Origin of the sequence: Micromonospora sp. NPDC050980 (genome assembly GCF_040653835.1) — a bacterium.
GTDB lineage: Bacteria > Actinomycetota > Actinomycetes > Mycobacteriales > Micromonosporaceae > Micromonospora.
Window position 1 is genome coordinate 1 of sequence record NZ_JBFAGS010000041.1, and the last position, 25688, is coordinate 25688.

The following is a 25688-nucleotide window of genomic DNA, read 5'->3' on the forward strand; positions in this document are numbered from 1 at the left end:
CCGACGGCTCAGCGGCCGGCTGTCCCACGGTGGTCTCGGTCGTCATCTGGCGTCTCTCCCTTGATCGGTCGATCAGCCGTTATTTGTACAGTCCCAAACCCGGGGCTTGACACGGTCTTGAGGAAGGTGACTGCCAGTTGTATCGCCGTTTCGGGCCGAAGTTGTAGGTGCTCGGCCGGGTACTCGGTGGGCACTCCGCCGAAGTCGAAGTGGAGTCCCTCGGGCGGGGTTTCCGCTGTGGGGTCGTTGAGGTAGCCGCCGTCGTCAGCGATGTGTACCGCGAAGGCGTGGGTGGGGTGACCGAGTCCGATCTGGAAGCCGGGTGGCAGGTCATCGGGGTCATTGTCGGTGTCGCTGAAGATGGTCAGCACGACGGGCTCGCCGGCCTGTTGGATCTCGCGAAGGAGGGCTCCCAGGGCGTCGGGGTCGGTCAGTTCGACCTCGTGGTTGTCGCGCTGTTTGCCCCGGTCGTAGGTCCAGGTCACCTTCATGCGATCGCCTTTCCGTTTCCGGTGTAGGTACGCCAATGGCGTACCTGACCGTCATCGTCGCGTACGTAGACGGCCAGCCGCGCGCCGGCCGGCAGCAGCCGGGAGAGGATCTTCTCGCAGCCGTAGGGGGTGTAGTCGCAGGGCGGATTGTTCGTCACCACAGCTGCCTGGGTGATGTGGTCGCGGCGCATCCGGGCGGCAAGCTTGGCTTCCAGATGGTCGGTCGTGGTGGCGATAAGTTTGTAGGCAGGCTTGAGGTCGGCAGCGGCGTCCGGGTCACGGCCAGACCTCATGGGTATCCGCTCACCACCGATCAACGCCACACCGAAGGTAGGGTCTTTCGCTTGCCGCCGAGGCAGGTCCCGAGCGGCATCGGTCAACCCTTCGGGCACCAACTCGGGCTGAGCCGGTGCTTCCGTTGCAGTCGCAGACGTGTCGCGTGTGGCGGGCGGTCGGCTGATGTCGCTGCCACCGCCCGTCGTCAAGATCCCAGTTCACCGACCTGCCGAGCCTGCGCCAGCGCCGTATCGACGTGCTGTCGGGCTTCGGTCCCGCGGGTCCGGACGGTCGCCAGGACCTGCAGCACCTGCTGCAGCCGCGATAGCGTGGGACCGGGCTGTCCTCCCTGCAACGCCGCCGTGACCAGCCGTCGCGTGTCATCGACCGCGGATCCGGCCGCAGTGACATGGCCGTCGACGGCGGTCAGCGCGGCTACGACCGGCGTGAGCGCGGCGATCGTCTCCTGCGGTGACGGCTGCTGCGGCACGGCGCTGAGCGACCGCGACGCCTCACCCAGGACCCCACCGGCCTGCGCCAGCCGAGACCGGGCCTGTCCGAGCACTTCTCGCGCGCGAGCCAACCCGACAGCGATGCCGGCGAAGCCGGAGGCCACCGCCCGTGCGGTGATCTGCTCGATCGCGTGGTCGACAGCGCCGGCCTCCTGCTGCGTCCGGTCCACGCCTGCCGCCATCGCCTGCATGTCGGCACCAATGCTGTCGGTCAGCGACATCGCGTCACCCTCCGGCTCCGAGTCCACACAGAACTGTGGCAGCGTAGAAACGAGTGCCGGTGGAACACAACCAATGCGCGGAACGACTTCCGTTGAGAGGTCCGGGTTCTCTTAATGAACGGCAGGCGTCGGGCCTCACCTCTCCATGCCTGTAAAGCGCCAGCCACCGCCACCGCCACCGCGTTCGGGTGGTCATCACCAGCAGCCGCGTACTGTCGGCAGTGACCTTGGTGAGGATGGCGACTGCTTCGGCAGTGCGCTCTCCAAGATCCCGGTCCGCGAGATCCACGTCCGGCGCCGCTGGGGCTACTGAACCTTGACCCCGACCCCGACCCCGATCGCTATCGAGAACGAGGCGAGCACTCGTCACTCGATCTGAGCGGGCGAGTTGGGTACGAGCTTGTGGCCTTGCAGGCGATAGCCGGAGCTGTCGAGGCGTGTCCGCCAGCCTTCCTGCGTGCCGATGGAGCTGCTTGCCTCAAGCAGGCCGGCTCGCTCTTCCTGACGCGTGAGCCGGGCGAACGTCTCCCGCTGCGGATAGTCGTCGGCGACGAACGTCTCCTTGCGGTGGAGAATGGGGGGATTCATTGACTCACGAAAATCAATGTGCTTGACGTCGAGGCGACGCAGGTCGGCGCGTAGCGAGGTGGCGAGCGCGGGGTGCGGGTCTCGATCGAACGTGGGATACGAGAGGTAGGAGACCTTCGGACCAGTACGCGATAGCTTGATGATGTTGGACTCGGCGACGCTGCCAATCAGTACGCGTGCGCATCCTTCGTAGACGCGTAGTAACGGGCTGATCTGCTGAGACGCACTCTGGTGGACGTAGAGCGCCTCTGGCGTCAGTTTGCCGACCTTAGATTGCCCGCAGGCGGCGTTCACGGCGCTCTGATCAGCGACGCTGTGCAGCAGTTGATCGGCACGGTTGCAAGCCGCGCTGTAGGAGCCGAACAGGGCCTTGATGTCGAGAGCGATATCTCGGGGAAGGTGTGACGCTTTAGGCCGTTTGGTGAACGCGGCCAGTGCTAGGTACACGAGGAGGTCCTGCTGGGCGCGTTCGCGCGCAACTCCCAGATCGTGGTCCCATTCCTCCGCGCCGATGACCTGGCGGAGGATGGCAACCGCTTGCTTGATCGACAGCGAGGAGGCGGCGGCAAGTCGATCAGCACTGCCGTTCAGTTCCCACAGGTCTGGGAGGCGGCCTCGATCGGCGACGAAGCCGTGGATCTCATCCATCACCTCGCGGTGGGCGTCGTAGAGCGCCTGGCGCTTCTTCGGCTGACGCACCGGCGCCGACCGGCGTCGGATGCGGGTAGCGAGCAGGGACTGAGCATGGCTCTCGTCGCGGAAGACGTAGAAGATCCCGGGTGCCGCGGCAACGCAGTCCGCCCGGAGCTCGCTCTTAATCCACGTCTGCAGTGCCTCTTGTGTGAAGAACTTCTGGAACGTTCCGCGGGTGGTCAGGATCCCGTCGCCATGCCGCTTTCCCGCGACGGTGCGCGCTTCCCAGCCGGGACGGGCTGCGACAACGAGCGCCTTTCCTGCAAGCGCCCAGGCAGTTCGGAGCGCTTCTACCCTCTCCGCTGGATCTTCGATGACGTTCACGACATAGCCGAGGTTGACGACGTCGGCAGATCGGATCTCCGCGGTCGGCCGGTGTCCGGGATCCCAGCCATACGCCTCGTAGCCGAGAGCCCGCAATCGCGCGACATCGTCACCTCGGCCGCATCCGTAGTCGAACAGGCTGGAACTCTCGGTGATGACACCGTCGGCGAGGGCCAGAGCGATCGGCTTGGACAGATCCGGCCGCGCGATCGCGGTGCGGTGGCGCGGAACCGCCTGCTTAACGTCCATGGTCACCATATTGTGCCCGTTCCGCAGGCCGCTCGCCGCGCGGATGGCGCTCTCTGCGCGGCGTTCCACCGGCCGATGCGGGCGTCCTGCCGGGATGTTTCGTGAAGTCTATTCGTGTTCCTGGCCGGGCCTGAGTTCCCAGGTCGCGACATCCATGTAGAAGTGGTCGAAGTGCTTAAGCCACTCGGCGATCGTCTCGGCAACCCGACGGGCCTCGTTTTGCCCGAGCCCCACCCTTTTACTGATCGACAGCTGGATGTCCAGGTTTGTCAGTCGATCGCCCTTGAGGAGGCGGCCAACCTCGGGTATCGCCCCGAGCCGTTGTCGGACCGCGTCGTTGAAGCCGGCTTCATCCAGACCTGGCGTTACGCCGAGGAAGGCGAGGTCATGGACGTACCCCTCGCGCACCGCTGGCGACGCGTCGGCCCTGCCGAGGTATGCGGCGTAGATGCGGTCCGGCCGTCGTGTGACGGGATACCAGGCCGCCGGTACGACGTCCTCGCCTGGCACGATGATCGTACTCTCTGCTTCCTGGAGCAGCTTCGCCTGTTCACGGATGGCGACGGCCATCGCTTCGGTGGCTGGCACAGCAGTCAGCTCGATGTGCTGAAGCAGGTGCTGGATCTCCGGGTGGTCCGCGTCGACCTCGACGAGGAGTTCGAGGTTGTGCCGCGCAGTAGTCCCAAACGCCTTCCTGGTGAGATTCGCCGACCCGACAAGGCCGACCGCGTCGGCGAGAAAGAGTTTCGCATGCAGGTTATGGCACAGACGCACGCGGAGACGCTCGTCCTCGTTGACTAGTTGGACAATCTCGGGATCGGATACGCCGGCGGCTACCTCGGCGACCGACCAGCGAGTTACGCAGTCGATCTGCCGAACGGACGTTGGCGTGGCCTCGAGCACGGCTCGGAAGACATCGATTTTGATGAACGGAGCGATCAGCTGAACGTGGTCGGTGGCGCGATGGAGCAGTGTGCGCACCTGTTGCCAGATGCGCTCGTCACGAGTGCTCACTCGTCGTCGTCCTCGCCATCGATGAAGTCACGGGCGTAGCGGCCCCAGTCTTGGCGTGCTTCGGTGATCTTCGCCCGCTGCCTCTCGCCCGGGATCTCATCTTCCATCCTGGCCCAGGAGAACAGCAGCAGCTTGAAGGTGTCCGCAGCCCGGCTGAGACGCTCGCGAAGGGCATCGGCGTCTGCGTCATCGGGAACGTCTTCGAGAACGGTGACGAGTTCACGGTGTAGCGGGTGATTGCTGTTGAAAATGACCTGAAGCATGCCGGCCATGAGGTCGATGCTGAAGAAAGCGGGCGAGTCTTGGAAGCTGGAGATCCACCGCACGCGGACGTCCTTGGCCAAGTCCTCGTCGACGAGCGCCTCCGCGATTTCCTTATCGATGTGGTGGCGATTGGTGAGCGCCTCGACCTGCTCCTGGCGCTTCTGCTCGGGCTCGGCCTGCTCGTCCAGTTTGTCGGTCTGGCCGAGGCGGCCCTCCTCCCGACGGCGGTTGATGGCGTCGTTGGCCTTGTTGGCGGCTTCATCCTCGTGACGCTTGTTGTTCGTACGCGCACCGACCCGCTGCTGCCTGAGCTGGCGGCGCATGCGCGGCAGCAGCCGCTCCTGCAGATAGAAAGCCAGGTCGATCAACGGCACCCGCTGATCGCCGCGCTCGGCAAGGCGATCCTTTAGAGCCTTGAAGGTCTCGCCCGGATCGGCCTCCGCCGCCCAGTCGAAGTGAGCCAGGGCCGAGAAGTTGGTCGCGGTCTGCTTGTTGTTGGTGACACCGAAGGCCGCGTCGAGTTCCCGCGGGAAGTCGACCTCCACTCCCCACCAGCGCTCGACCGGGTCATAGCCGATCGCCCACGAGGTGTCGAGATCGAGCTCGCGGCCCTGCCGGACGAGGGAAACACCGATGTTGCGCTTGGCGTGCTTGCCCCACTGCTGCTGGCCAGGCTCGACGTTCTTGTTCGCGTTGGCCGGCCACGGATGGCCGCTCACGTCGGACTGACGTGCTTCGGGGCGTGCGATGGACGCTCTGACAATGACGTCGTGTGTTTGCCCTTTATAGGTGATGGGCACGCGCACCACACCGGGGTTGTCCTCGTCGCCCATGTTGAACGGCATGAACATCGGCTGGTCTGCGAATGGCGCGGGCGTGCAGGTCTTCGCGGTCAGGTAGAGCGGGTCGTTGGGGCGTACTTGCCGTTCGCCTTCAATGACGGCGCCATCACGCACCGGCACAAGCCGGATCTCAACGCTGCGGTGGCCAGCGCCTTCGGCCACGGGATTGAGGTAATGCCGATAGACCCGGCCGATGAGTTCCTCGGTGTTGCGCAGAGTCGCGGCGGCTCCGTACCACAGGACACGGTCGAGATCGCTCCAGACCACCAGCGTGCCTGTCTCGCCGAGACCTTCACTTAGCTGTTGCCACTGATCCGGCACACGCTGATGCACCGGCTCCGGGACATCATCGAGACCGTTATTGATCTCTTCGAGCGAGAGGTAGGTGTACAGCGCGTTGCCGGCGCCGTTCGTCCAAGACCAGACCTCGACCTTGCGGCACTGGGACATGCTGGAGTTCGGCAGGCCCATGCCGAAGCGGCCGATGCGCTTGCTGTCACCGCCGCGGCCGTCGCCAAACTTGAGAGCACGGCGCAGCGTCTCGCCGTCCATGCCCTTGCCGTTGTCGAGCACGGCGATCGTTTCAATGCGTGGGCGGACGTGGCTCTCGCCGGGCTTGGGCCTCTCCTCCCAGGCGAAGACCTCCACCAGCTCGGCTTCGGCGTCGATGCTGTTGTCGATGAGCTCCGCCAGCGCGTAGGCGGTGTTCTTGTAACCGCTGTCGCGCATCGCCTTGACCGTCAACTCCGGGCTGACGATTCGGTAGCCGGTTGCCGCGTCGGTCACGCTGTCTCCCATACGTCTTCCCAGTTGATGAAGGCATCGGCCACGTCGCCGAACCCGGGCAGCTCGGGGTTGACGACGGTGACGATCTCGCAGTCGGGCGTACCGCCGGCCTTCGGGCCGCGGATGACCCTGCCGACCATCTGGCTGTAGAGCACGAGCGACTTGGTGGGCCGCGCGATAATCGCCGCACTCGCCGCCGGCGCATCGAAACCAGTCGTCAGCACACCGTAGTTGCACAGCACCATGGGCCGGCGTGATCCGCCCTTGAAGCGGCTGATCACCTGCGTGCGGTGCCGCAGCGACGACTCGCCGGTGACGAACGCCGCATCGATGCTGAGCGCGGACAGCACAGCCGCGATAAGCCGGCAGTGGTCCACCGAGGCGGCGAAGACCAGGATGCGATGGTGCCGCTTGACCAGCTCGAGAACGGTGCGTACGACCTGCAGGTTCCACTGCTCGTCGCCGGCGAGCCGGGTGACGATGTCGGCGGGGATGTCGAACGAGCTTGCCAACGCCCGCCTATCGGTGTCGGTCAGTTGCAGACCGGTCTCCGAGGCGACCGTGCGCATGGTCGGCCGCGACAGGTAGCCCTGGTCGATCAGGGCTGTCACCGGGTTGGTGTAGCCGTCGATGCGCAGCATCACCTTCTGCCGGAAGAAGAAGGCCGAGAGCTGCTCGTCCTTGGTGATCTCCGCCCAGGTTCTGCCGGGTGTGGCCGTGAGTCCGAGGAGGCTGGCGCTGGGATTGATGGTGAGATCTTCCACGACGCGTTGGTACGTCGGCGCGATGATCTGGTGTGCCTCGTCGAATACGACGAGATTGCATCGGGCGGCGATGCGGCGCAGGAACGCGTCGTCACGCTTGGCCGCTGACACGGCTTTCTCCAGGCCGAGAACCAGCAGGCCGTCGTTGACCTCGGCGAGATCGGCGTTCTCGCCTCCCCACAGGCGGACCAGATCGACGGTTCGGTTGCCCAGCTTCGACCATGCGCGTTCGAACTCGGCGGCTGCCTGCTCCAACAACTCCTGCCCGTGGGCGAGCCACACGACGAGCGCCGGCTCGTGCTGACGCAGGTGGTCGCAGATCAAATTCATTCCGGTACGGGTCTTGCCCACCCCGGTGGGCAGGTGGAGGACGACACGCCGGGCGCCGTCGTACAGGTGGTCGCGTACACGAGCGGCTGCGTCTCGCTGGTGCGGGAACAGACCGTAGTCTGACTCGCACTCTCCTGCCGGCCGCATCGCCGGCGTCGGGACCCTGTCGACGGTGAATCCGAGGAATTCCAGCAGTTCTTGGCGTTGGTCCAGGGTCCACTTCGCTGACTTCAGGTAGGCCCCAGCGTCCTGCCCGTCGTCGTCCTTGCCGAGCCGCTGCGCGAGTTCAGCCTGCTTCTTTGCAGGCAAAAAGGCGAGAAAGGCTGTGCGGCTGTCTTGCGCGGCGATCAGCTTTTCGGCGTCGATGGCGCTGGCCGCCACAGCACGCAGCTTCGAGTCCTCTGCGACGCCGCCCTCGACGAGGTCGAGCAGACCACACAGGTCGGCACCGAGTTGATCGCGGATGTAGGAGATCGGTGCACCCTCGAGGACGGCTTTGAAGGACGTGCCTGGTGACCAGAATGTCACGCGCCGATCACCCCCGCTACCCCTCTGAGCATCCTGCCGTTGAGGCCCTACTGGCTTATGAAAGCACGCGGGCACGACAGAACGGCGCCATGGTAACGCGATCGGCGCGGGCAGTGACAGGGCCGTTTGTATGAAGCTCGTGCGGTGATCTCCTTGCTCGACCGCTACTGATCACATTGATCGCGGGAATCGCCGATGGCAAAAAGTCGCTCTTTTCCGATTCGCCTTCTCCCTGTCTGCTCGGTGTGATCCCTGCAGCTGCAGGTAGCGAGGTCGGAGCACTCCTGGAGACGACCCGCCGCAGGGCCCACTCGACCGCCAGGAGTGAGCGGAGTAAGGTTGCGCCGTGGCCGGAGATCAACTCAGAGGAGACAGCGCAGCACCCCAACCCACCTCCGCATATCTGGACTACAACGCAACCGCCCCGGTACGACCGGAGGCGGCGTCTGCCGTGATCGCCACACTGCGGACGCCCGGCAACGCTTCTAGTCCGCATGCGGCGGGCCGGCAAGCATCTGCGCTCGTTCAGCTCGGCCGGTCTCAACTCGCCGAGCTGCTCGTGTGCTCACCAAGCGAGCTCGTGTTCACCTCTGGGGCCACCGAGGCAAATAATCTGGCGCTTCGCGCAGCCGCACCGAATGGCGGCAACATCGTCGTCAGCGCCACCGAGCACCCCGCAGTGCTCGAAGCCGCACATCAAGTCGCTGCGGACCAGCAGTGCGATCTGACGATCATCGGCGTAGACGGTGACGGCCAGCTGCGCTTCGACGAACTGCGTGCCGCCTTGAGCGGCCCGCGGCGCACCCTTGTGTCGATCATGGCGGCGAACAATGAGACCGGCGTGCTCAACAACGTCCAGGAGATCGTGAAGCTGACCCACGCGGCCGGCGGCATCTTCCACACAGACGCGACGCAGCTCATCGGCCGGCTTCCCCTTGATCTGTCGGTTGTCGCGATCGACATGTTGTCTCTGTCCGCGCACAAGTTCGGCGGCCCCCAGGGCGTTGGAGCGCTATTCCTCCGCCGACGCCTGCCGATCGCGCACCGCCCACTCGTCCGAGGCGGTGGTCAAGAACGGGGATGGCGTGCCGGGACCTTGAACGTCGCCGGGATTGCCGGCATGGGTGCGGCCGCAGCTGCTGCGCGGGCACAGCTTGACCCAGAACGCAGGCGAATAGCGCAGCTACGTGATCGGCTTGAAACGATGGTGCTGTCGGCCCTGCCGGACACGAAGATCAACGGACGATCCGTATCCCGCCTGCCGGGCGTCACCAGCATGACGTTCCCGGGTGCTCCTGCCGACGCAGTCCTTGCCGGGCTGCCAGACGTTGCGGCCTCCGATGGCAGTGCTTGTTCCTCCGGCGCACTCACCCCGAGTCACGTCCTTCTTGCCATGGGAAGAACAGCGGAAGAGGCGGATAGCACCGTCCGGTTTTCTCTCGGGTACGCCACTACGTACGCGGAGATCGACTTCGCGGTTGAACAGGTCGTATCCGCAGTGCGCCGCGTTAAGGAGGCGATGTGGGTGTCGTGAGCCGCCGCCTCGATCGCTAGCGCATTCCAGTACATCACCTCGCTGAGGAGCTTCGCCCCGCCATGCTCGAGATCAAACTCAAGGACGCTGCGGTTCCGTCATTCGCCCGACACGAAACCTTCGCGCCGCGGTTCGGCTGGTTACACAAGGCGTACACCGCCCTGCGTGACCCGAGTATCGGTGGCGAGGTCTTCCTGCAGCAGGACGCGCCGGTACGGCTCGGCGTCGGCAAGAACATGGTCAATGCCATCCGGTTCTGGTCCTACGCATTCAAGATTACGGTCGAGCACCCGCGCGGCAGGAACTCCCGAGCGTTCGCCGCGGCACCCACCTGGGAAGCACGGTGGCTCCTGGATGAGGACGGCGCCGACCCGTACCTAGAGGACACGGCCAGCCTCTGGCTGCTGCACTGGTGGATGCTGAGCGGACCGTCCTTCGTGCCGACCTGGTGGGTCGCCTTCAACTCCATGTCATCGTCCCGGTTTACAGAAGACAACTTGACCGAAACGGTGATCCGGCAGGTCCGCACCTCCGAGTGGGAGCTGCCGGTCCGGACGTCAATCGCCAAGGACGCCGACTGCCTGACCAAGATGTACGCCCGGCGCAAGACGCCCACTGGATCACCGGGCAGCTTCGAGGACCTACTGGACTGTCCATTCCGCGAACTCGGTCTGCTGGAATTCGCCGGCACCCAGCGCAGCGGCGACCGGGAAGAGCGCGTCTGGCAGTTCACCAGCACCGCCCGGACTTCCCTCCCCGCGCGTGTGATCGCTTATGCCTGCCTGGACTACGCCGACCGGAACCCGGCTCTTCGCCAGGGCGGCTCAATCGCCATGGCGCGGCTTGCTAACGAGCCCGGGGGGCCGGGCCGGGCACTACGCCTGCGTGAGCCGGAGATCGTCTCTGCGCTGGAGGAGGTTATCCCTAAGTACAGCGAACTGGAGATCTCTCAGGGTGTGGGTCAACGCAGTCTCGTCTTCAGTAGGCCGCCGCGGGATATCGCCTGGGATGTGCTGGACGGCCACTACGGCAACGTCCGCCAACGCCCCGGCTTCCCCGACCAGGAGACCTGGTATCGGGAGTATCCGGAGGCCGGTAGCGTCATGATGTCGCGCCGCGATGGCCGCATCGACGGACAGCTCACCTTGACGGGAGCCACCGCATGAGCAAGTCGAGGAAGTTCGCGGCGTCGAACGTGGAAACGCCCGAGGGCATCCGCATCGTCAGCAGCCATCTGCGATCGACGAACCTCGAACGCGATGTTACCCACGCGCAACTCGGACCGATCTATATCGGCGTACGTGCCCAGGACATGCTCGACCGCGTCACGGCCGCCCTCGAGGACCGGACTCGAACCCGAGCCTGGGCTCTGACCGGCCCGTACGGCACCGGCAAGTCAACGCAGGCGTTGCTGATCGCCGCGCTGCTCGGCCAAAACAACGCCCGCCGCGCCGAGGCCGACCGACGGCTCGCAGCGGCGAGCCCGACCCTTGCCGAACGCTTCGCCGCCGCCCGCGAACGTCGCGCCCCGAACGGCATGATCGGTGCAATCGCCACGGCTCGACGAGAGCCCCTGTTCGACACGCTGTCGCGGGCCCTGCGTAATGGGGCCGCACAGGCGTGGCCTGCACGGCGCACACCGAGACCCATCACCGCCGCCCTCGCAGACTTGAACAAGCCAGATGCCGGCAGCGAACAAATCATCGCCGCCGTCCGCGCGCTGTGCGGCGAGAGCCCCATACTGTTGGTGATTGACGAGTTCGGCAAGAGCTTGGAGCACCTCGCCGCACGCGGCGAGCTCGCCGATGCGCAGGCGGACGTGTTCCTGCTTCAGGAACTCGCTGAGGCGGGCGCCGGAACGCGTGGTCTGCCCCTGCACCTGCTGACGCTGCAGCATCTCTCCTTCGGTGACTACGCCTCCCGCGCCACCAACCTTCAGAGCCGCGAGTGGGCCAAGATCCAAGGCCGCTTCGAAGACATCACGATGACCACGCATCTCGGTGACGCGGTGCACCTCATCCAACGGACTCTCGACCACGGCGGACTCAGCCCAGATGCAGCAACGCTGATCCAGCGCCACGCCGAATCCGCCGAGCAGGCGTGGACAGCACAAGGGCTCGACGGCGTCCTAGCCGCCGACACGGCCCTCTTCGCCAGCGTCTATCCCCTGCATCCGCTCACCGTGGCCGTCGCCCCACTCCTTGCGGGCCAGATCGGGCAGAACGACCGCAGCCTGACCGGATTCATCGCCAGCGACGAGCCAAACACCGTCGCCCGGTTTTTGGCACAGCATGCCCGCGAAGCGCCCAGCCGCGCCAGCACGGTGCGCCTCGCCGACGTTTTCGACTTCTTCCTAGGTGCCGGCCGCACCACCCTGCTGGCCTCAGCCAACGCCAGCCGATGGATCGAGATCGACACGCGAATCAGCGAAGCCAACGGTCTACCTGATGAGGATCAGGAAGTCCTTAAGACCATCGGTCTGCTCAACCTCGTCGACTCGTCAGGTGCCCTGCGAGCCAGCCTCGATACGGTCCTGTTCGCTCTTACCGACCCCACCGACACCGCCGACCCGCAGGCACGCCAGGCACTGTGGGAGCGCATCAACAGCCTGATCGACCGCAACTTCCTGGTCCATCGGGAGTTCAGCGACGAGTATCGGGTCTGGCAGGGTAGCGACGTTGACCTCGGCGGCGAGATCCAAACCCTCATCGAGCGGTGCGACGATCACACTGCCGTCAGCGTGGTCAACCGTTACCTACCTGTCGCAGTAGTAGCGGGCCGACACAGCCAACGCACTGGCATGCTGCGCCACTTCATCACCAGGGCCACCGACGCCGAGACCGGAACGATCACCGGATGCCAGATCGGCGAGCCGGCCGACGGCATGCTCCTGTTTCACTTCGGTGACGAGAGCACACTCCCGGCCGTGAGTTCGCCTCGGCCCGCAGCAGTCGGCGTCAGCGGAGACGCTAAGACAGTGCTCGCCGCTGCCCGCTACCTGCACGCGCTGGAAGAGCTCTCTTACAACGACGACTACGACGCCGTCGCTCGGCGCGAGCTCGCCGAGCGAATCGCCCAGGCGAACGCCGAACTCGCCACTCGGCTTGCTGCCGCGTTCGCGCCGAATCAGTTCGCCGCCAAGTGGTATCTGGTGCAGCCCACCGAGGATGGTGCCGCTGCGCGCCCCCGTGACACCGAACCGCTGCAGGCACGCAGCCTCGCCGGCGTGGTATCTGCTGTGTGCGACGCGGTCTACCCGCACACACCGGAAATCCGCAACGAAATGCTCGGTCGCCACCAGCTGACCAGTCAGGGAGCAAAGGCCCGTCGTGAGCTGATGGAAGCCATGCTTACCCGCCCCACCGAGCAAAACCTCGGTATCGAGGGCTACGGGCCCGAACGCGCCATGTACGGGGGTGCCCTGCAATACCTCGGGCTACACCGGCCCGTCGAAACGACATCCGCCGCCAGCCTCGACACGCTGCTGGCCTATGCGTTCACTGCCCCGCTGCCTGACTCCAGCCTGGCGCCCGCATGGGCAGCCCTCAGTGAGCTGCTGTCCAGCTCGGACACCCCGGTAAGCCTCGACCAAGTGCTGAGCTTCCTCATGGCACCGCCATACGGCATCAAGGCAGGCATGGCACCCCTGGTAGTTCTAGCGACGCTGATCGCCGGTGAACAGGACCTCGCGGTCTTCGAGGAAGGCACCTACCAGCCTCGGCTCACCGCCGCGCTGATCGAGCGCATGGTCAAATCCCCGAATACTTTCGCGGTAAAGACCATCAACGCCGGTACGGGGCCGCGAAAGCAAGCAATCACCGAGATCGCCAACCTGCTCGCCATCGGCGTACCTGGCAGCCCGCGGCCCGGTGTTCGCAATGCCGCGCTACTCGCGGTCGCCCGCGAGCTGCTCGACAAGGTCCGCGTCCTCAGTCCCTACGCGCAACGCACCAAGAGCCTCAGCCGCGAGGCCGACGCTGTCCGCACCGCCTTGCGGGAAGCCCGCGAGCCCGACGTGCTGATTTTCGACGCTCTGCCCACTGCGCTAGGGCTCCCCGCCGTGCCGGCCCGGGGCAAGGCCGACAAGCAAGCCGCACAGCAGTACGCCAGCGCCCTCGCCACCGCTCTGGCCGAGATCGCCGACATCGACCAGCACCTGCAGCGGACCGTCATCACCGCCATCGCAACAGCGTTCCGACTGCCGGACGAGCTGTCCGAGCTTCGCGCGGGCCTCGCCCAACATACCGAGGCACTTCTCGATGTCTCGTTGATTGAGGCACGACTCCGGGGTCTAATCACCATCACCCACGACACCACGGTCGGCGACGATCAATGGCTGGACATGGCAGTCGTGCGGATCGCCGGCCGAGGCATGGGGGACTGGCGTGACAACGATGCCATGGCCTTCCCTCAGCAAGCCGCAGCCATGGCAAAGAACCTCGACCGAGTCGGGCATCTCTACCAAAGCGAACAACTCCAGGAGGGAGCCCAGCCCTACTCCGTCCGCCTGCTCACCTTGACCGGGGCAGACGGGCGGGAGGATCACGCTCGGGTTCACGTCCCCGACGCGCTACGGGACAGAGCTCATCAGCTCGCACGCACCGTGCTGGCCGAAGCGCGGGATAATCTTGGGGCCCAGGGAGAGCGAATCCTGCTCGCCATGCTGGCCGAGGCGCTCATCAGCGGTGCTTCGGCTAACACGGGCGCCGACGACACGCAGGGCCCCACCGGGAAGAAGGCCGTCTCATGACAATCGTGCAGCAGCGAACCAAAAAGAAGGTCCGTCACGTTCTCGGCATCTCCGGCGGCAAAGACTCCTCTGCGCTGGCCGTCTACATGCGCGGCAAAGTACCCGATATGGAGTACTTCTTCTGCGACACTGGCGCCGAGCTTCCCGAAACGTACGACTACCTCAACCGGCTCGAAGCCGCCCTGGGCAAGCCCATCGTTCGGCTCAACGCCACCCGCGACTTCGACCACTGGATGCAGGTGTACCAGGGCACCCTTCCAAGCGCCAGCATGCGCTGGTGCACCAAGAACCTCAAGATCAAGCCGCTGGAGGAGTGGCTGGGCAGCGACGAGGCCATCTCCTATGTCGCGATCCGCGCCGATGAGAACCGCCTCGGCTATGTCAGCACCAAGCCCAACATCAAAGCCGTCTTCCCGTTCCGCGAAGACGGCATCGACCGCGACGGCGTGAACACTATCCTCGAAGAATCGGGCATTGGCCTGCCCGCCTACTACGAGTGGCGCACCCGCTCCGGCTGCTACTTCTGCTTCTTCCAACGTAAGCACGAATGGGTTGGCCTCGCCGACCGCCACCCCGACCTGTTCGAGCGCGCTATCGAGTACGAAGACAAGGTCAAGTTCGCCAGCACCGCCATGCAGGGCCGGCAGTACACCTGGTCCCAAGGCGAGTCTCTGCGAGAGCTACTTGACCGCCGAGGCGAGATCGAACAGCGCCACGAGGCGGCGCTCGCCAGGGCTGCCGCGCGCCCCCGACGCAACCTGCCGCTCATCGACGTACTCGCCGACGCCCTGGACGACGAGAATGACGAGGCCGGCTGCGCGGTATGTCACCTCTGATGGCTAAGTCCGACATGTTCTAGCCCTGCCCCTCCTCGATAAGATCCTCGGCGTCGAGGAGGGGCAACACGGCCATGATCATTGCAGGGTGCATGGCGAGCTGGTTCCGATCCGCTGACCACCAGGACGCCGCCTCCGTGGCATTGTCGAAAGGTCCGACAACGACTGCACGTCCACTCAAGCGGTGCACCAACACAGCCGCCACCAAACGGCCAGCCGTCTCAACCCAGGACGATTGCACGATTGCAGCGAGCGCCTCCGTGGGCAGTTTCAGAAACGCTCGAACGTCCCGAACCGCTCCAGTCGTCCGATCGATTAAATCCGGCGGCACCATCAACGCAGGGATATCCTTGGCCACCGGTAACACTACAAGCACGGCTGGAACTCCAGCCGCATCACCTGTTCCCCGAAGTACATGCAATCCGCCGCCTCCCCCTACGGTGTTCGGGCGCCACTTGCGATTAGCAGCGATGTGCTGGTTCGCGGCCACCGCATGAACGCCCACCTCGTACGCCAAGGTCAAGTGCTGTCGGGAGGCGGTCGCGGCGGCGCAATCCATCCCAGCGGCGCGGCGATGTAAGCCCGCCCTCGAGTGCGGCACGCAGCTCCCGGGGCACTGTGACGTCCTCCGTTGTGACACTTCGGCGGGTTGCCGGGGGAGATTCCCGGTTGGCCGGTGAGGGAAGGCGCAAGCGACGAATGAAAGATGCCGCCGCGTGGAGCCATTGGCCACCAGCACGAGCCCGACTCACGCCAGCGGGTTGTCGGGGAGTCGCAAGGATGGCCTGGTCGCTAATGAGGAGATAAGCGTGCACGTCCATCCTCCGAGCGAGTCGAGTCGGACTTCCCGCGCGCCCACCGCTCCGGGGGCGCTGGCTAGCGGGCCCGATCGCCGCTCGACTCCCCCAAATTGCTCAAGTCACGCCCTGTCGCTCTCTCCACACGACGGCGACTTGATTTCGGCAACACCAAATGGCGGGTCTGCTAGATTTCCAGGCATGGAGTTGCTGACTGCCGCGATGGCGACGCTTGACGAGCGAGGCATCCTGGACCCGCTTGTTGACCTGATCCGCCAGGTGTATCGGCGCGCGGCAGACCGCCACGAGCCGGCACTGGGCGACGATGCGATGAGCTTCGGCACAACGGTGTGGCGAAACCTCACCAACCTCGGTGCCGCTCAGTTCACCAGCCAGCCCGGCGTGGACGCCCGGGTCGAGGACAACTCGCTGGAGATCCTCACCGCCGGCTATATCCTGCGGCTGTACTCGCTGCAAGGCACCGCAACGAGTGTCGAGTCAATCCGGTGGGAAGGCAGCGACACCCGACTCGGCGGGGCGGTGGAGAACAGCAGCGACGGGCAACTCGCCCTCGACGACGAGGAACAGTTCCCGGAGGTGTTCGCCGGGCTGATTCCCCGCAAGCGGCACATCCGCATCGCCCACGCCGGCGACATCGACACCGGCGACTCCCTCGCCTACATCGGCTTCCCCCGCGACAACCGCACCGGCGGATCACCCTGGTTCGAGGTAGCCCTATGGTTCGGCCAGCCCGCTCGGCCGATCGCTCAGCCCACCGACCAGCATGTGCTCGACCGCCAGGCTCCGCACCACGACGAGATGCCGCTGCCAGGCCTGGATCTGCGGATCCGCCACGATCGTCGTCTGGGCCTCACGGCTGTGCCGACGTCTGCATGAGCCCCGCCCGCAGTCGCAGCGACACGCCGGCGCTGGCCGCGGCAGCCTTCCAAGCCGGTGCGTTGACGTTGGCCCGACGGTGGCGGCGCCTGTCGAAGAAACAGCTAGCCCAGCAGGCCGGTGTGACTGCTGCCGCAGTAAGCCAGTACGAACTGGAGCAAAGTCGTCCATCCGGCAGCGTTCTGGGACGCCTAGCGCTCGCGCTGGCGATGCCAGTTCAGTTCTTCGCCGCCGGTTTTCCAACCCCGGTCACGCCCGGCCATGCTCACTTTCGGAGCCTACGCACCACCACGCAGGCTGAGCGGGATCAGGCCCTGGCCTTCGGCGAGATTGCCTGGCGGGTCATCGACGTCATCGAACGGCACGTGCGACTGCCGGAACTTCGGCTCCCGCATGTCGACCTGTCCGAGCCCGCCACGGCCGCGGACGTGGAAGCCGCCGCGCTCGACGCTCGGGCGGCGTTTGGGCTTGGCAACGAGCCCATTCCCCACGTCATGCGGCTCTTGGAGGCGCACGGTGTTATCGTGCTCACCCTTCCTGACGTCTCCAGTCGGGTCGACGCCTTCTCTCATTGGTATGGGCAGCGACCCTTCGTCTTCACCAGTCCCGCGAAGAACGACAAAGCCCGCTCCCGCATGGACGCCGGCCATGAACTCGGTCACCTGCTGCTGCACCATGACGCCGAACCCGGTAGTCAGCTGCTGGAGCGACAAGCAACCGCCTTCGCCTCCCAGTTCCTCGCACCCAGCAACCGCCTACGCGACGAGCTGCCCAGCCGACTCGACTTCGACCGACTGCACGCCCTCAAACGCCGCTGGGGAATGTCACTGAAAGCCCTCATCTACCGTGGCCACGAAATGGGCATCTATCGCGACCACACCTACCGACGCGCTATGGCTATGCTCGCCGAATGGGGCTACCCCGAACCCGGAGACTTGGGACCCCGAGAAGCGCCGTCGATCATCGGCCACGCGATCGAGCTACTCAGCTCACGCGGCACCCTCCTCGAAGAGTTCGCCCTCCGGGCGGCCATGCCCGTTGAACTTCTTCAAATCATCGTTGCAGCTGGGGCTCCGCGAACCGAGTAGAAGATGCCACCGCATATTGGACACTATGGTCGCGCCACGTTGGTCAGCTAATGACGACAGCCGCCGTCAGCGCCCCGGCGACTAGGTATGGACCGAAGGCGATGCTGTGCGCACGGCGCAGCGCCAGGCGTGCCAGCGCTTCGGGGACGGCGAGCACGAAGGGCAGTAGCCCGCCGAGGCACACCGCAGGCCAGCCGGTGGCGCCCAGTGCCGCGCCGAGCAGCGCGGCCAGCCGCACGTCACCCAGGCCCATTCCGCTGCCCGCCACGAGGACCAAGGCCAGGTACAGGCCGCCGAGCGCAGCCGCGGCGAGCGCGGCAGTGACCAGCGTCCGGGCCTGACCCGTGGTCGCTGCCTGGCCGGCCAGCACGACGCCGACGGTCAGGGCGGCGACGCTGATCACGGGCGTGGGCAGTCTGCGGACCGCGACGTCGACGGCGGCGAGCAGCACGCCGGCGTGTATCACCACCAGCCAGACCGCCAGCAGAGGCAGGCCGCCGGGGGCGTCGCGCAGCAGCCAGACTAGGCCTGCGGATGCGACAGCCAGTCCGATGCCACACAGCTCCGAGACGGCCAACAACGTCAGCGCGCTCCTAGCCGGAACACGGCGGGATGCCGAGGCGCCCATCCCGGCCATCTCGGACGTTGGCAGGCCTGCGATCGCCGGTGGGTTGGCCGCGAGCCAGGTGTACGCGAATGGCAGTGCCAAGCCGGCAAGGGCGCCGCCGGAGAGTGCCAGCCCCAGTGCTGCGGGATTCATCGGCTGCGGTTGTCGTGGCGCGCGATGGGCCTACGCCGGTCCGGTATCGGCAGCGGTCGGCTGGGCACAGCCGTCGCGGTAGGTGTCCGACCAGCGGCGCATCTCGCGCATGAACGACGAGAGCAGCGGCAGCAGGTGGGTGCCGGCGGCGGTCAGGGTGTAGGTACCGGCACCCGTGTCGTCGGTATGGTGCACCAAGCCACTGTCGCGCAGGCGGCGCAGGGCGTCATTGAGCGACTTGGAGCTCGGCGCCGGTCGGATCTCGCGCAGCAGCTCCGAGAATCGCATCGGCCGTTGGCCGAGTGCCGTGAGGATCTCCAGGGTCCACCGCTGGGCGCACAGTTTGATTGCTTCGTGTACGACGTGAAGGTCGTCGTCCATCCGCCTCCCCTCCCCGTCAAGGTCGGCCAGAGGACGAGTCTAGGTGATCGACTGCTCTACGTGAACAGCGAATTCACGTTGAGTCAAGCGGAGATCATCGAGGCATCGAGTTACGTCGTTGAAGAGCTGGTGCGGCTGCAAGGCGGCTGCAGCCCTCTGCGAGCGCACTTAGGGCGTCCGCCAGAGCGTTCCCCATAGTGGACAGGTGATAGGCGCCCGTGGTGGCGACCACGTCCCAGGTGCCGTGCGGTTCGCGCCGCAGAAGTCCGGTTGCGGCGAGCCAGCATAGGTCGGCCCGCAGTGCCTCGCGTGAGGCCTCGTCGATGCCGCCGAGGTCACCGACAGTGGCAGCAGCGCGGTCACGCAACGTCACGAGAGCCGCGATGGCTGTGGGCCGACGGGCGAGCTCCGCAGCGAGGTCGGCGGGCTGAGGACCCTCGGCGGTGCGGCTCATATTGCGCGCTCCCTTGAGATTTTCTGAGGATTCTAAGGCCCTCGATCCCTGCGGGCATAGTGTCGCGAACCCGACACCAGCTGGTCGGATTGCGTCGAAAGACTCGCTTTATCGGTGACCTTGAGGTGAGCACCTGACGGTAATCACCGGCAGGTGAGCACGTTGCGGTAACCGTGGGGGCCGGGTGTAGAGGTGGGTTCAGGCATCCGTGCGTGCAACTTCCACGACAGCGGGGCGGGCCCGCGTCGCTGTCGCCAAGAACCGTCAGGAGGCAGGGCGGCAGATGACGAGCCGTAACAGACAGCGAACTTCCACCGTTCGATCGCGAGGCCACCGCTCTCGCGTGGCGGGCTCGGCGATCGGCCTGTGCCTGGTGGTCGGCACCGGGGCGTGCGACGCCGGGAACACCGGGCAAGAAACTTCTCCCACCACCTCCGTCACTGTTCCCGCGCCAAGCCAGGATCCGCGCGGCGCCGCCGAAGGCGCAGCGCTGGATGCGTACCGCGGCATGTGGGCCGCGTACGCGAAGGCCGGCCTCACCGCCAACCCCGACGAGCCTGACCTCAGCAGGTTCGCCGGCGACGGCGCGCTGAAGACGTTGCGCAACGGCCTAATCAGCTACCGGAGCAAGAAGCAGGTACTCAAGGGCAAGTACGTCCTGAACCCGCAGGTGGCCGAGGTCGCGCTTACCGCCTCGCCCGCGAGGGTGACGGTCACTGACTGCATCGACGACAGCGACTTCCTGGTCTACAACCTGTCGGGTGAGCCGATCAACGACGTGCCCGGGGGGCGGCGGAGTGCGCGGGCCACGGTCACGAACCTCGCGGCCGGTGGCTGGAAGATCACCAGCTTCGGCGTCCAGGACGTGGGGTCGTGCTGATGCGTCGCGCCGTCCAATCCCTGATCGCCGTGGGCGCGGCGGCGGTCGTGCTGGCATCTGGAAGCCCGGCACGTGCCGACGGCGGTATCGGCGGGGTCAGCTGCACGCAGAACCCGTCGGCTCCCGAATGCGAGATTAACGCCGGCACCCCCGGCACCCCCGGCGGCCCTGGCGGCTCCAGCGGCGGCAGCCAGGGCGGCGGCGGATCCGGAGACGGCTCGGGCGGCGGCGGCGAGGACGGCTGCTACTGGGCGCCGGTCGACGTGGGTCTCCCGCCCCCGCCGGGTAGGGGCCCGGAGGGCGGCTGGTATTCGCGGACCTGCGTGGGCAACGGGCTGGGTTCGCAGGAGGTGCCGGTGTGGCTGGACCAGGCGCCGACGGTGAACTTGGCGGCGTTGGCGCAGGCAGCGCGTTCTCGGCTGCGCCTGCCCTCGCCGCAGATCCGCACGAATCCCACCACGGCGCCGTTCGTGCTGGTGCAGGTGCCGGTGTGGCTGTGGGTGGACCCGGCGACGTGGGGTGTCCGGTCGGCGACCGCCTCGGTGCCTGGGGTGTCGGTCACCGCGACCGCGACGCCGACTCGGGTGGTGTGGTCCTTCGGCGACGGCAGCGACGACCTGACGTGCACTGGTCCGGGCCAGCCGTGGAAGCCGGGCACTGACCCGCGGGCGTCCTCGCCGTGCGGGCACACCTACACCTCCTCGTCCGCTGTCGCGGCGGGGGCGGCGTTCCGGCTGCGGGCGACGGTGACGTGGTCGGTCACCTGGTCTGGTGCCGGCGGCGGGGGCACTCTCGCCCCGCTCACGACGACCTCGACGGTGTCCGTGCGGGTGGCGGAGTCCCAGGCGATCGTCGGAGCTGTCCGATGAGCGTCACCACGGACCGTCCCCGGGCGATGAACACCGCCGCTGCGGATCTGCCGCCGGTGTCCAACGGTGGGCGGCGGGTGGGGCGGCGCAGCGGCCGGCGTGTGGTCGCCGGCATGGTGCTGGTCCTGGCGACGGTGGTGACGTTCTGGCAGGTGGACCTGCGCCGGCACGCCGACGAGCAGTTCCTCGCCGTCGCGCGGGACGTACCGGCGGGTCAGGTCATCACCGACGCCGATGTGCGAGTGGTGCGGGTATCGAACCCGTCCGGCCTGGACCTCGTCCCGGCCGAGCGGAGCGGCGGGATCGTCGGCCGTTCGGCGGCGGTGCCGCTGGCGGCAGGGAGCCTGCTGGTGTCGGCGCAGGTCGGGCCGGCGGCCTGGCCCGCGGCGGGGCAGGCGGTGATCGCGGTTCCGGTCAAGCCGGGCCGGGCCCCGACGAGCCTGACCGCCGGGTCGCGGGTGGTGGTGCTGGTCGCCCCGCCGCCCGGAGGCGGGCAGCAGGCGCCGCAGCAGAACAACGGTGTGCGTCGGGCGGTGGCCACGGTCGTGTCCGTGGCGGCGGGCGCCGACCAGGTGGGCACGCAGTTGGTGACGGTGCTGCTCGCCGCGGATGCGGCGGAAGCGGTCGCGGCGGCCCCGGGGGACGTGTCGCTGGTGCAGCTCGGCCCGTCCCAGTGAGACGTGAGGAGGCGCGGGAGATGTTGGTGGTGGTGGCGTCGGTGTCCGGCGCGCCGGGCGCGTCGACGGCCGCGTTGGGGATGGCGGCGTTGTGGCCGGAGCATCCGGCGTTGCTGGTGGAGGCCGATCCCGGTGGTGGGGTGGTCGCGGCGCGGTTCGGGCTGGCGCAGGAGCCGGGCCTGGCGTCCCTGGCGGCGGCGGCCCGGCACGGTGGGCACGCCGGCGGGGCGGCGCCGTACGTGCAGCAGGTGCCGTTGGGCTTGCACGTCCTTGTCGGGCCGGGTGCGGCCGAGACCGCCGCGGGGGCGGTGTCGGTCCTCGCCGGCCAGGCCGACGCGGTCGCGCGGTTGGCTCCGGCGGTGGTCGTCGACGCGGGCCGCCTGTACGCCAACAGCCCGGCGTGGGGCCTGCTGCGCTCCGCTGACGCGGTCGTGCTGGTCACCTCGGGGTCGACGGAGTACCTGGATCACCTGGACACCCGCCTGCCGGCGCTGCGTGCTGCCACGGGGCCGGGTGGTGTCGGGCTGGCGGTCTGCGGCAGGTCTGCCTTCACCCCGGCGGAGATCAGCGGGCGCCTCGGTGTCCCGGTGTGGGCGCAGCTGCCCGCCGACCGGTGGGGCGCGGGTGTCCTCGCCGGGCGGATGACGGGCCGGGCGTGGACACGTACCCGCCTCGCCCAAGCGTTGCGCGCTCTCGCCGCGTCCGTCGCGGCCGGCGGGCAACCCGCCGGTGCGGCGCTGGAGGTCGTGCGGTGACCGCCCCGACCCTGAACGGCGGCACGACCGCAGCGCCGCCGGAGGTGGTGGCGCGGCTGCGGGCCCGGGTCAGCGACCGCCTGGCCGCGCACGGCGCGCAGCTTCCCGACGGCGAGCGCCACGCGGTGATCGCGGGATACATCGCGGAGGAACTCGTCGTCCACGCCCGCGAGGACATCTCCGCCGGCCGCGTGCCGCTCACTCCGCAGGCCGAGGCGGCCCTGGCGCGGGCGTTGCGGGACAGCTTTACCGGGCTGGGCGGCTTGCAGAGGTTGATCGACGACCCGCGGGTGGAGGACATCTTCGCCAACGGCTGCGACAACGTGTGGATCCGCACCACCGACGGACGGGTGCAGCGAGTGCCGCCGGTCGCCGCCTCCGACGACGACCTGGTCGACCTCGTGCGGATCGCGGCGGCGCGCAGCGGGCAGGAGGAGCGCCGCTTCGACCGCGGATCGCCCGGCCTGTCGCTGCGGCTGCCCGGCGGGCAACGCCTGTTCGCCGTGATGGCGGTAGCGAAACGGCCCTCGCTGTCGATCCGCCGCAACACCCTGCACCGGGTGACCCTGGACGACCTGCTGCACCGCGGGGAGATCACGGTGGGGTTACGGGAACTCATCCGGGCGCTGGTGCGGGCGCGCAAGAACATCGTGATCTGCGGAGGCGTCGGCGTCGGCAAGACCACCATGCTGCGCGCCGCCGCCGGCGCGATCAGCCCCCACGAGCGGATCGTCACCGTCGAGGACGCCTACGAACTCGGCCTCGACGAGGACACCGACGCCCACCCGAACACCACAGCCCTGCAGCAGCGGGAACCGAACCTCGAAGGCGTCGGCGGCATCGACATGTCCACGATGGTGCGCTGGGGCCTGCGGATGCGCCCGGACCGGGTCATCGTCGGCGAGGCCCGCGGCGCCGAGGCCGTACCCATGCTCCTAGCCATGTCGCAGGGCAACGACGGCAGCATGTGCACCCTGCACGCCTCCTCCAGTAAGCAGGCGCTGACCCGGCTGGCCATGTACGTCATGCAGGCGTCGGAGAAGCTGACCTTCGACGCGGCCAACGTGCTCATCGGCCAGGCCGTCGACTTCGTCGTCCACCTGGACATCGCCACCGACGGCACCCGCGTGGTGTCCTCCATCCGTCAGGTCCTGGAGACCGACGGCACGCAGGTCCCCTCCAACGAGATCTACCGCCCCGGCCCTGATCGGCGCGCCGTCCCCGCCGCGCCGATCCGCGCCGACACCCTCGACGAGCTCACCGCCGCCGGCCTCAACCCGAACCTCCTCGTCCGGGACCGGTGGTGAGCATGGACCTGCTGCCGATCCTGCTCGGCCTGGGCTGCGCCGCCGGCCTGATCCTCGTCGCCGACGGGCTACGCCGCCGCCCACCCGGCACCCCGACCACCCGGACACGGCAACGGTGGACGTCGGCCGACCGCACCCGGCTCCTCGCGGCCATCGTCGCCGGATTCGCCGCCGCGGCGGCGACCCGTTGGCCGGTCGCGGCGCTGCTGACCGCCGCCGCGGTGTGGGCGCTGCCCCGCGTCCTCGGACCCGACCGGGAACACACCCGCGCGATCGCCCGGATCGAGGCGATCGCCACCTGGGCCGAGCTGCTGCGCGACACCCTGTCCTCGGCCGCCGGCCTGGAGCAGGCCATCACCGCCACCGCCCCTGTCACCCCCCAGCCCATCCGCCCCCAGGTGCAGGCCCTCGCGGGGGCGGTGCGCGGCGGAGCACGGCTGCCCGACGCGCTGCGCGCGTTCGCCGCCGACCTCGCCGACCCCACCGCCGACCTCGTCGTGCGCGCCCTGACGCAGGCCGCCGGCTACCACGGCGGGCAACTGTCCCAGTGCCTGACCAGCCTCGCCGCCACCGCCCGCGAGCTCGCCGGCATCCGGATGCGGGTGGCCACCAAACGGGCCGCGACCCGCACCGCCGCCCGGGTCATCACCGGCACGTCGGTGGCGATGGTCGCCGGGCTGATCCTGCTCAACCGCGGGTTCCTCGCCCCCTACCGCAGCGTCACCGGACAGCTCGTGCTCCTCGTCGTCGGGGCGGTGTTCGCCGGCGGATTCTGGTGGCTGGCCCGCGCCTCCCGCGTGCCGCAACCACCACGGGTGCTCTCGGCCGACCAGCCCGGGCAGGTGGCGTGATGGCCGCCTTCGTGTTGGCGTGCGGCGTCGTCGCCGGGCTCGGCCTGGTCCTGGCCGGTACCGGCCTGCATCCCGCCCGACCCAGCCTCGCCCAGGCCCTCGACGCCCTGCGCCGGACCCCGGCTGCCCCGGAAGAACCGGCGGGGGCCAGGACCCGGCTGCTCGCCGCGCCACTGCGCGCCCTCGGCCTGCCCCGGCAGCGGATGCGCGCCGACCTCGCCGTACTCGAACGGCCGACCGCCACCCACCTGGCCGACCAGAGCCTCGCGGTCCTCGCCGGCCTGCTCCTGCCCCCGGTCGCGATGGCCGTCCTCGCCTCCGGCGGGGTCAGCTTCGCTGCCGGCATGCCGCTGTGGGCGTCACTTGCCGGCGCGGCCGGCGGCTGGTGGCTGGCCGAGACCACCGTGCACGCCGAGGCGCAGCGGCGCCGCGACGAACTGCGCTACGCCCTGTCCGCCGTGCTCGACCTCGTCGTCATCTCCCTCGCCGGCGGCGCCGGACTCGAACAAGCCCTCGACGACGCCTGCGCCGACACCCACGGCTGGGCCGCCGGACGCCTGAACCGTGCCGTGGCCACCGCCCGGCTGCTACGCATCCCGCCCTGGCAGGCCCTCGGCCAGCTCGGCGAGGACACCGGCGTCGTCGAACTGCAGGAACTGGCCGCGACGATGAGCCTCGCCGGCACCGAAGGCGCCCGCATCCGCGACTCCCTCACCATCCGCGCCGCCACCCTGCGCGCCCACCAGGCCGCCGCCCTGGAGGCCAGAGCCAACTCCGCCACCGAACGCATGTCAATGCCGGTCATGCTCCTGGCCGCCGCCTACATGCTGTTCCTCCTCTACCCGGCTGTCACCGCCGTCGACAGCTTCTGACCCAAGGTCCGTGAGTTCACGAATTCCGAAGTGTCATTACGCCGGAACTGAAGGGAGGTACGCAGCTATGAGGCTATCTGAGTCCGTGGGTTCACGAA

23 protein-coding genes are annotated in these 25688 nt (G+C 67.7%); 13 read left to right on the plus strand and 10 right to left on the minus strand.

Features of this window, described 5'->3' with window-relative positions:
* Positions 1–8: 8 nt before the first annotated feature.
* From AB0H28_RS29130 to AB0H28_RS29160, 7 genes are all read right to left on the minus strand, one after another.
* Entirely contained in the window at positions 9–491 is a 483-nt protein-coding gene (locus AB0H28_RS29130; protein WP_358047034.1) for an Imm1 family immunity protein, read from the minus strand.
* A complete protein-coding gene (locus tag AB0H28_RS29135; RefSeq protein ID WP_358047037.1) occupies positions 488–883 on the minus strand; it encodes a DddA-like double-stranded DNA deaminase toxin in 396 nt (131 codons plus the stop codon). Before AB0H28_RS29135 ends, AB0H28_RS29130 begins: the two co-directional genes overlap by 4 nt.
* An 89-nt stretch (positions 884–972) precedes the next feature.
* Complete coding sequence (locus tag AB0H28_RS29140) at positions 973–1500, minus strand: DUF6244 family protein (protein WP_358047040.1); 528 nt, start codon at positions 1498–1500, stop codon at positions 973–975.
* Between the two features lie 366 nt (positions 1501–1866).
* The gene (locus AB0H28_RS29145) at positions 1867–3354 is read right to left on the minus strand and encodes a DNA phosphorothioation-associated putative methyltransferase (RefSeq protein WP_358047043.1); all 1488 of its coding nucleotides are present in this window, start codon (positions 3352–3354) and stop codon (positions 1867–1869) included.
* Positions 3355–3462: 108 nt separating this feature from the next.
* Complete coding sequence (locus tag AB0H28_RS29150) at positions 3463–4368, minus strand: phospholipase D family protein (protein ID WP_358047046.1); 906 nt, start codon at positions 4366–4368, stop codon at positions 3463–3465.
* Positions 4365–6260 (minus strand): ATP-binding protein, encoded by a 1896-nt coding sequence (locus AB0H28_RS29155; RefSeq protein WP_358047049.1) that lies wholly within the window; start codon positions 6258–6260, stop codon positions 4365–4367. Before AB0H28_RS29155 ends, AB0H28_RS29150 begins: the two co-directional genes overlap by 4 nt.
* On the minus strand, positions 6257–7882 hold the full coding sequence (locus AB0H28_RS29160) for a DEAD/DEAH box helicase family protein (RefSeq protein WP_358047053.1): 1626 nt from the start codon (positions 7880–7882) through the stop codon (positions 6257–6259). Before AB0H28_RS29160 ends, AB0H28_RS29155 begins: the two co-directional genes overlap by 4 nt.
* A 346-nt stretch (positions 7883–8228) precedes the next feature.
* Here AB0H28_RS29160 and AB0H28_RS29165 point away from each other — a divergent pair, with 346 nt between their 5' ends.
* From AB0H28_RS29165 to AB0H28_RS29180, 4 genes are all read left to right on the plus strand, one after another.
* Positions 8229–9416, plus strand: coding sequence for a cysteine desulfurase family protein (locus AB0H28_RS29165; RefSeq protein WP_358047056.1), 1188 nt, complete (start codon positions 8229–8231; stop codon positions 9414–9416).
* 62 nt (positions 9417–9478) lie between these two features.
* Positions 9479–10582, plus strand: a complete 1104-nt coding sequence (locus AB0H28_RS29170) for a DUF4007 family protein (RefSeq protein WP_358047059.1) — start codon at positions 9479–9481, stop codon at positions 10580–10582.
* Positions 10579–14166, plus strand: coding sequence for a hypothetical protein (locus AB0H28_RS29175; RefSeq protein WP_358047061.1), 3588 nt, complete (start codon positions 10579–10581; stop codon positions 14164–14166). The genes AB0H28_RS29170 and AB0H28_RS29175 overlap by 4 nt, the downstream gene beginning before the upstream one ends.
* On the plus strand, positions 14163–15002 hold the full coding sequence (locus tag AB0H28_RS29180; protein WP_358047064.1) for a phosphoadenosine phosphosulfate reductase family protein: 840 nt from the start codon (positions 14163–14165) through the stop codon (positions 15000–15002). Before AB0H28_RS29175 ends, AB0H28_RS29180 begins: the two co-directional genes overlap by 4 nt.
* A gap of 19 nt (positions 15003–15021) precedes the next feature.
* Here AB0H28_RS29180 and AB0H28_RS29185 read toward each other — a convergent pair whose 3' ends face one another.
* The gene (locus tag AB0H28_RS29185) at positions 15022–15360 is read right to left on the minus strand and encodes a hypothetical protein (RefSeq protein ID WP_358047067.1); all 339 of its coding nucleotides are present in this window, start codon (positions 15358–15360) and stop codon (positions 15022–15024) included.
* 640 nt (positions 15361–16000) lie between these two features.
* On the opposite strand from AB0H28_RS29185, the gene AB0H28_RS29190 reads away from it, so the two are divergent.
* A complete protein-coding gene (locus tag AB0H28_RS29190) occupies positions 16001–16696 on the plus strand; it encodes a hypothetical protein (protein WP_358047070.1) in 696 nt (231 codons plus the stop codon).
* Positions 16693–17784 carry an ImmA/IrrE family metallo-endopeptidase gene (locus AB0H28_RS29195; protein WP_358047073.1) on the plus strand — a complete coding sequence of 364 codons (1092 nt, stop codon included), beginning with the start codon at positions 16693–16695 and terminating at the stop codon, positions 17782–17784. The genes AB0H28_RS29190 and AB0H28_RS29195 overlap by 4 nt, the downstream gene beginning before the upstream one ends.
* Positions 17785–17827: 43 nt before the next feature.
* Here the strand turns inward: AB0H28_RS29195 and AB0H28_RS29200 are convergent, their stop codons facing one another.
* Positions 17828–18544: a prepilin peptidase gene (locus tag AB0H28_RS29200; protein WP_358047075.1), complete on the minus strand. Its 717-nt coding sequence runs from the start codon at positions 18542–18544 to the stop codon at positions 17828–17830.
* A gap of 30 nt (positions 18545–18574) precedes the next feature.
* Positions 18575–18925 (minus strand): helix-turn-helix domain-containing protein, encoded by a 351-nt coding sequence (locus tag AB0H28_RS29205; RefSeq protein WP_358047078.1) that lies wholly within the window; start codon positions 18923–18925, stop codon positions 18575–18577.
* Between the two features lie 797 nt (positions 18926–19722).
* Between AB0H28_RS29205 and AB0H28_RS29210 the strand changes: the two genes are divergently transcribed.
* Genes AB0H28_RS29210 through AB0H28_RS29240 form a run of 7 tightly spaced genes read left to right on the plus strand, consistent with a single transcriptional unit; the run spans position 19723 to position 25590 of the window.
* The gene (locus AB0H28_RS29210) at positions 19723–20259 is read left to right on the plus strand and encodes a hypothetical protein (RefSeq protein ID WP_358047081.1); all 537 of its coding nucleotides are present in this window, start codon (positions 19723–19725) and stop codon (positions 20257–20259) included.
* Positions 20259–21128 (plus strand): hypothetical protein, encoded by an 870-nt coding sequence (locus AB0H28_RS29215; protein WP_358047084.1) that lies wholly within the window; start codon positions 20259–20261, stop codon positions 21126–21128. Before AB0H28_RS29210 ends, AB0H28_RS29215 begins: the two co-directional genes overlap by 1 nt.
* Positions 21125–21805 (plus strand): SAF domain-containing protein, encoded by a 681-nt coding sequence (locus AB0H28_RS29220; protein WP_358047087.1) that lies wholly within the window; start codon positions 21125–21127, stop codon positions 21803–21805. Before AB0H28_RS29215 ends, AB0H28_RS29220 begins: the two co-directional genes overlap by 4 nt.
* 20 nt (positions 21806–21825) lie before the next feature.
* The gene (locus tag AB0H28_RS29225; RefSeq protein WP_358047090.1) at positions 21826–22560 is read left to right on the plus strand and encodes a hypothetical protein; all 735 of its coding nucleotides are present in this window, start codon (positions 21826–21828) and stop codon (positions 22558–22560) included.
* A complete protein-coding gene (locus AB0H28_RS29230) occupies positions 22557–23867 on the plus strand; it encodes an ATPase, T2SS/T4P/T4SS family (RefSeq protein ID WP_358047093.1) in 1311 nt (436 codons plus the stop codon). Before AB0H28_RS29225 ends, AB0H28_RS29230 begins: the two co-directional genes overlap by 4 nt.
* 2 nt (positions 23868–23869) lie before the next feature.
* On the plus strand, positions 23870–24718 hold the full coding sequence (locus AB0H28_RS29235) for a type II secretion system F family protein (protein WP_013289172.1): 849 nt from the start codon (positions 23870–23872) through the stop codon (positions 24716–24718).
* Complete coding sequence (locus AB0H28_RS29240; RefSeq protein ID WP_358047096.1) at positions 24718–25590, plus strand: type II secretion system F family protein; 873 nt, start codon at positions 24718–24720, stop codon at positions 25588–25590. The genes AB0H28_RS29235 and AB0H28_RS29240 overlap by 1 nt, the downstream gene beginning before the upstream one ends.
* Positions 25591–25688 lie beyond the last annotated feature (98 nt).

Bases quoted from the DNA above. Each gene is read 5' to 3' on its own strand.
- AB0H28_RS29130 (WP_358047034.1), bottom strand. From the start codon at position 491: ATGAAGGTGACCTGGACCTACGACCGGGGCAAACAGCGCGACAACCAC.
- AB0H28_RS29235 (WP_013289172.1), top strand. From the start codon at position 23,870: ATGGACCTGCTGCCGATCCTGCTCGGCCTGGGCTGCGCCGCCGGCCTG.
- AB0H28_RS29240 (WP_358047096.1), top strand. From the start codon at position 24,718: ATGGCCGCCTTCGTGTTGGCGTGCGGCGTCGTCGCCGGGCTCGGCCTG.
- AB0H28_RS29180 (WP_358047064.1), top strand. From the start codon at position 14,163: ATGACAATCGTGCAGCAGCGAACCAAAAAGAAGGTCCGTCACGTTCTC.
- AB0H28_RS29200 (WP_358047075.1), bottom strand. From the start codon at position 18,544: ATGAATCCCGCAGCACTGGGGCTGGCACTCTCCGGCGGCGCCCTTGCC.
- AB0H28_RS29175 (WP_358047061.1), top strand. From the start codon at position 10,579: ATGAGCAAGTCGAGGAAGTTCGCGGCGTCGAACGTGGAAACGCCCGAG.
- AB0H28_RS29195 (WP_358047073.1), top strand. From the start codon at position 16,693: ATGAGCCCCGCCCGCAGTCGCAGCGACACGCCGGCGCTGGCCGCGGCA.
- AB0H28_RS29205 (WP_358047078.1), bottom strand. From the start codon at position 18,925: ATGGACGACGACCTTCACGTCGTACACGAAGCAATCAAACTGTGCGCC.
- AB0H28_RS29225 (WP_358047090.1), top strand. From the start codon at position 21,826: ATGTTGGTGGTGGTGGCGTCGGTGTCCGGCGCGCCGGGCGCGTCGACG.
- AB0H28_RS29145 (WP_358047043.1), bottom strand. From the start codon at position 3,354: ATGGACGTTAAGCAGGCGGTTCCGCGCCACCGCACCGCGATCGCGCGG.
- AB0H28_RS29190 (WP_358047070.1), top strand. From the start codon at position 16,001: ATGGAGTTGCTGACTGCCGCGATGGCGACGCTTGACGAGCGAGGCATC.
- AB0H28_RS29140 (WP_358047040.1), bottom strand. From the start codon at position 1,500: ATGTCGCTGACCGACAGCATTGGTGCCGACATGCAGGCGATGGCGGCA.
- AB0H28_RS29220 (WP_358047087.1), top strand. From the start codon at position 21,125: ATGAGCGTCACCACGGACCGTCCCCGGGCGATGAACACCGCCGCTGCG.
- AB0H28_RS29215 (WP_358047084.1), top strand. From the start codon at position 20,259: ATGCGTCGCGCCGTCCAATCCCTGATCGCCGTGGGCGCGGCGGCGGTC.
- AB0H28_RS29170 (WP_358047059.1), top strand. From the start codon at position 9,479: ATGCTCGAGATCAAACTCAAGGACGCTGCGGTTCCGTCATTCGCCCGA.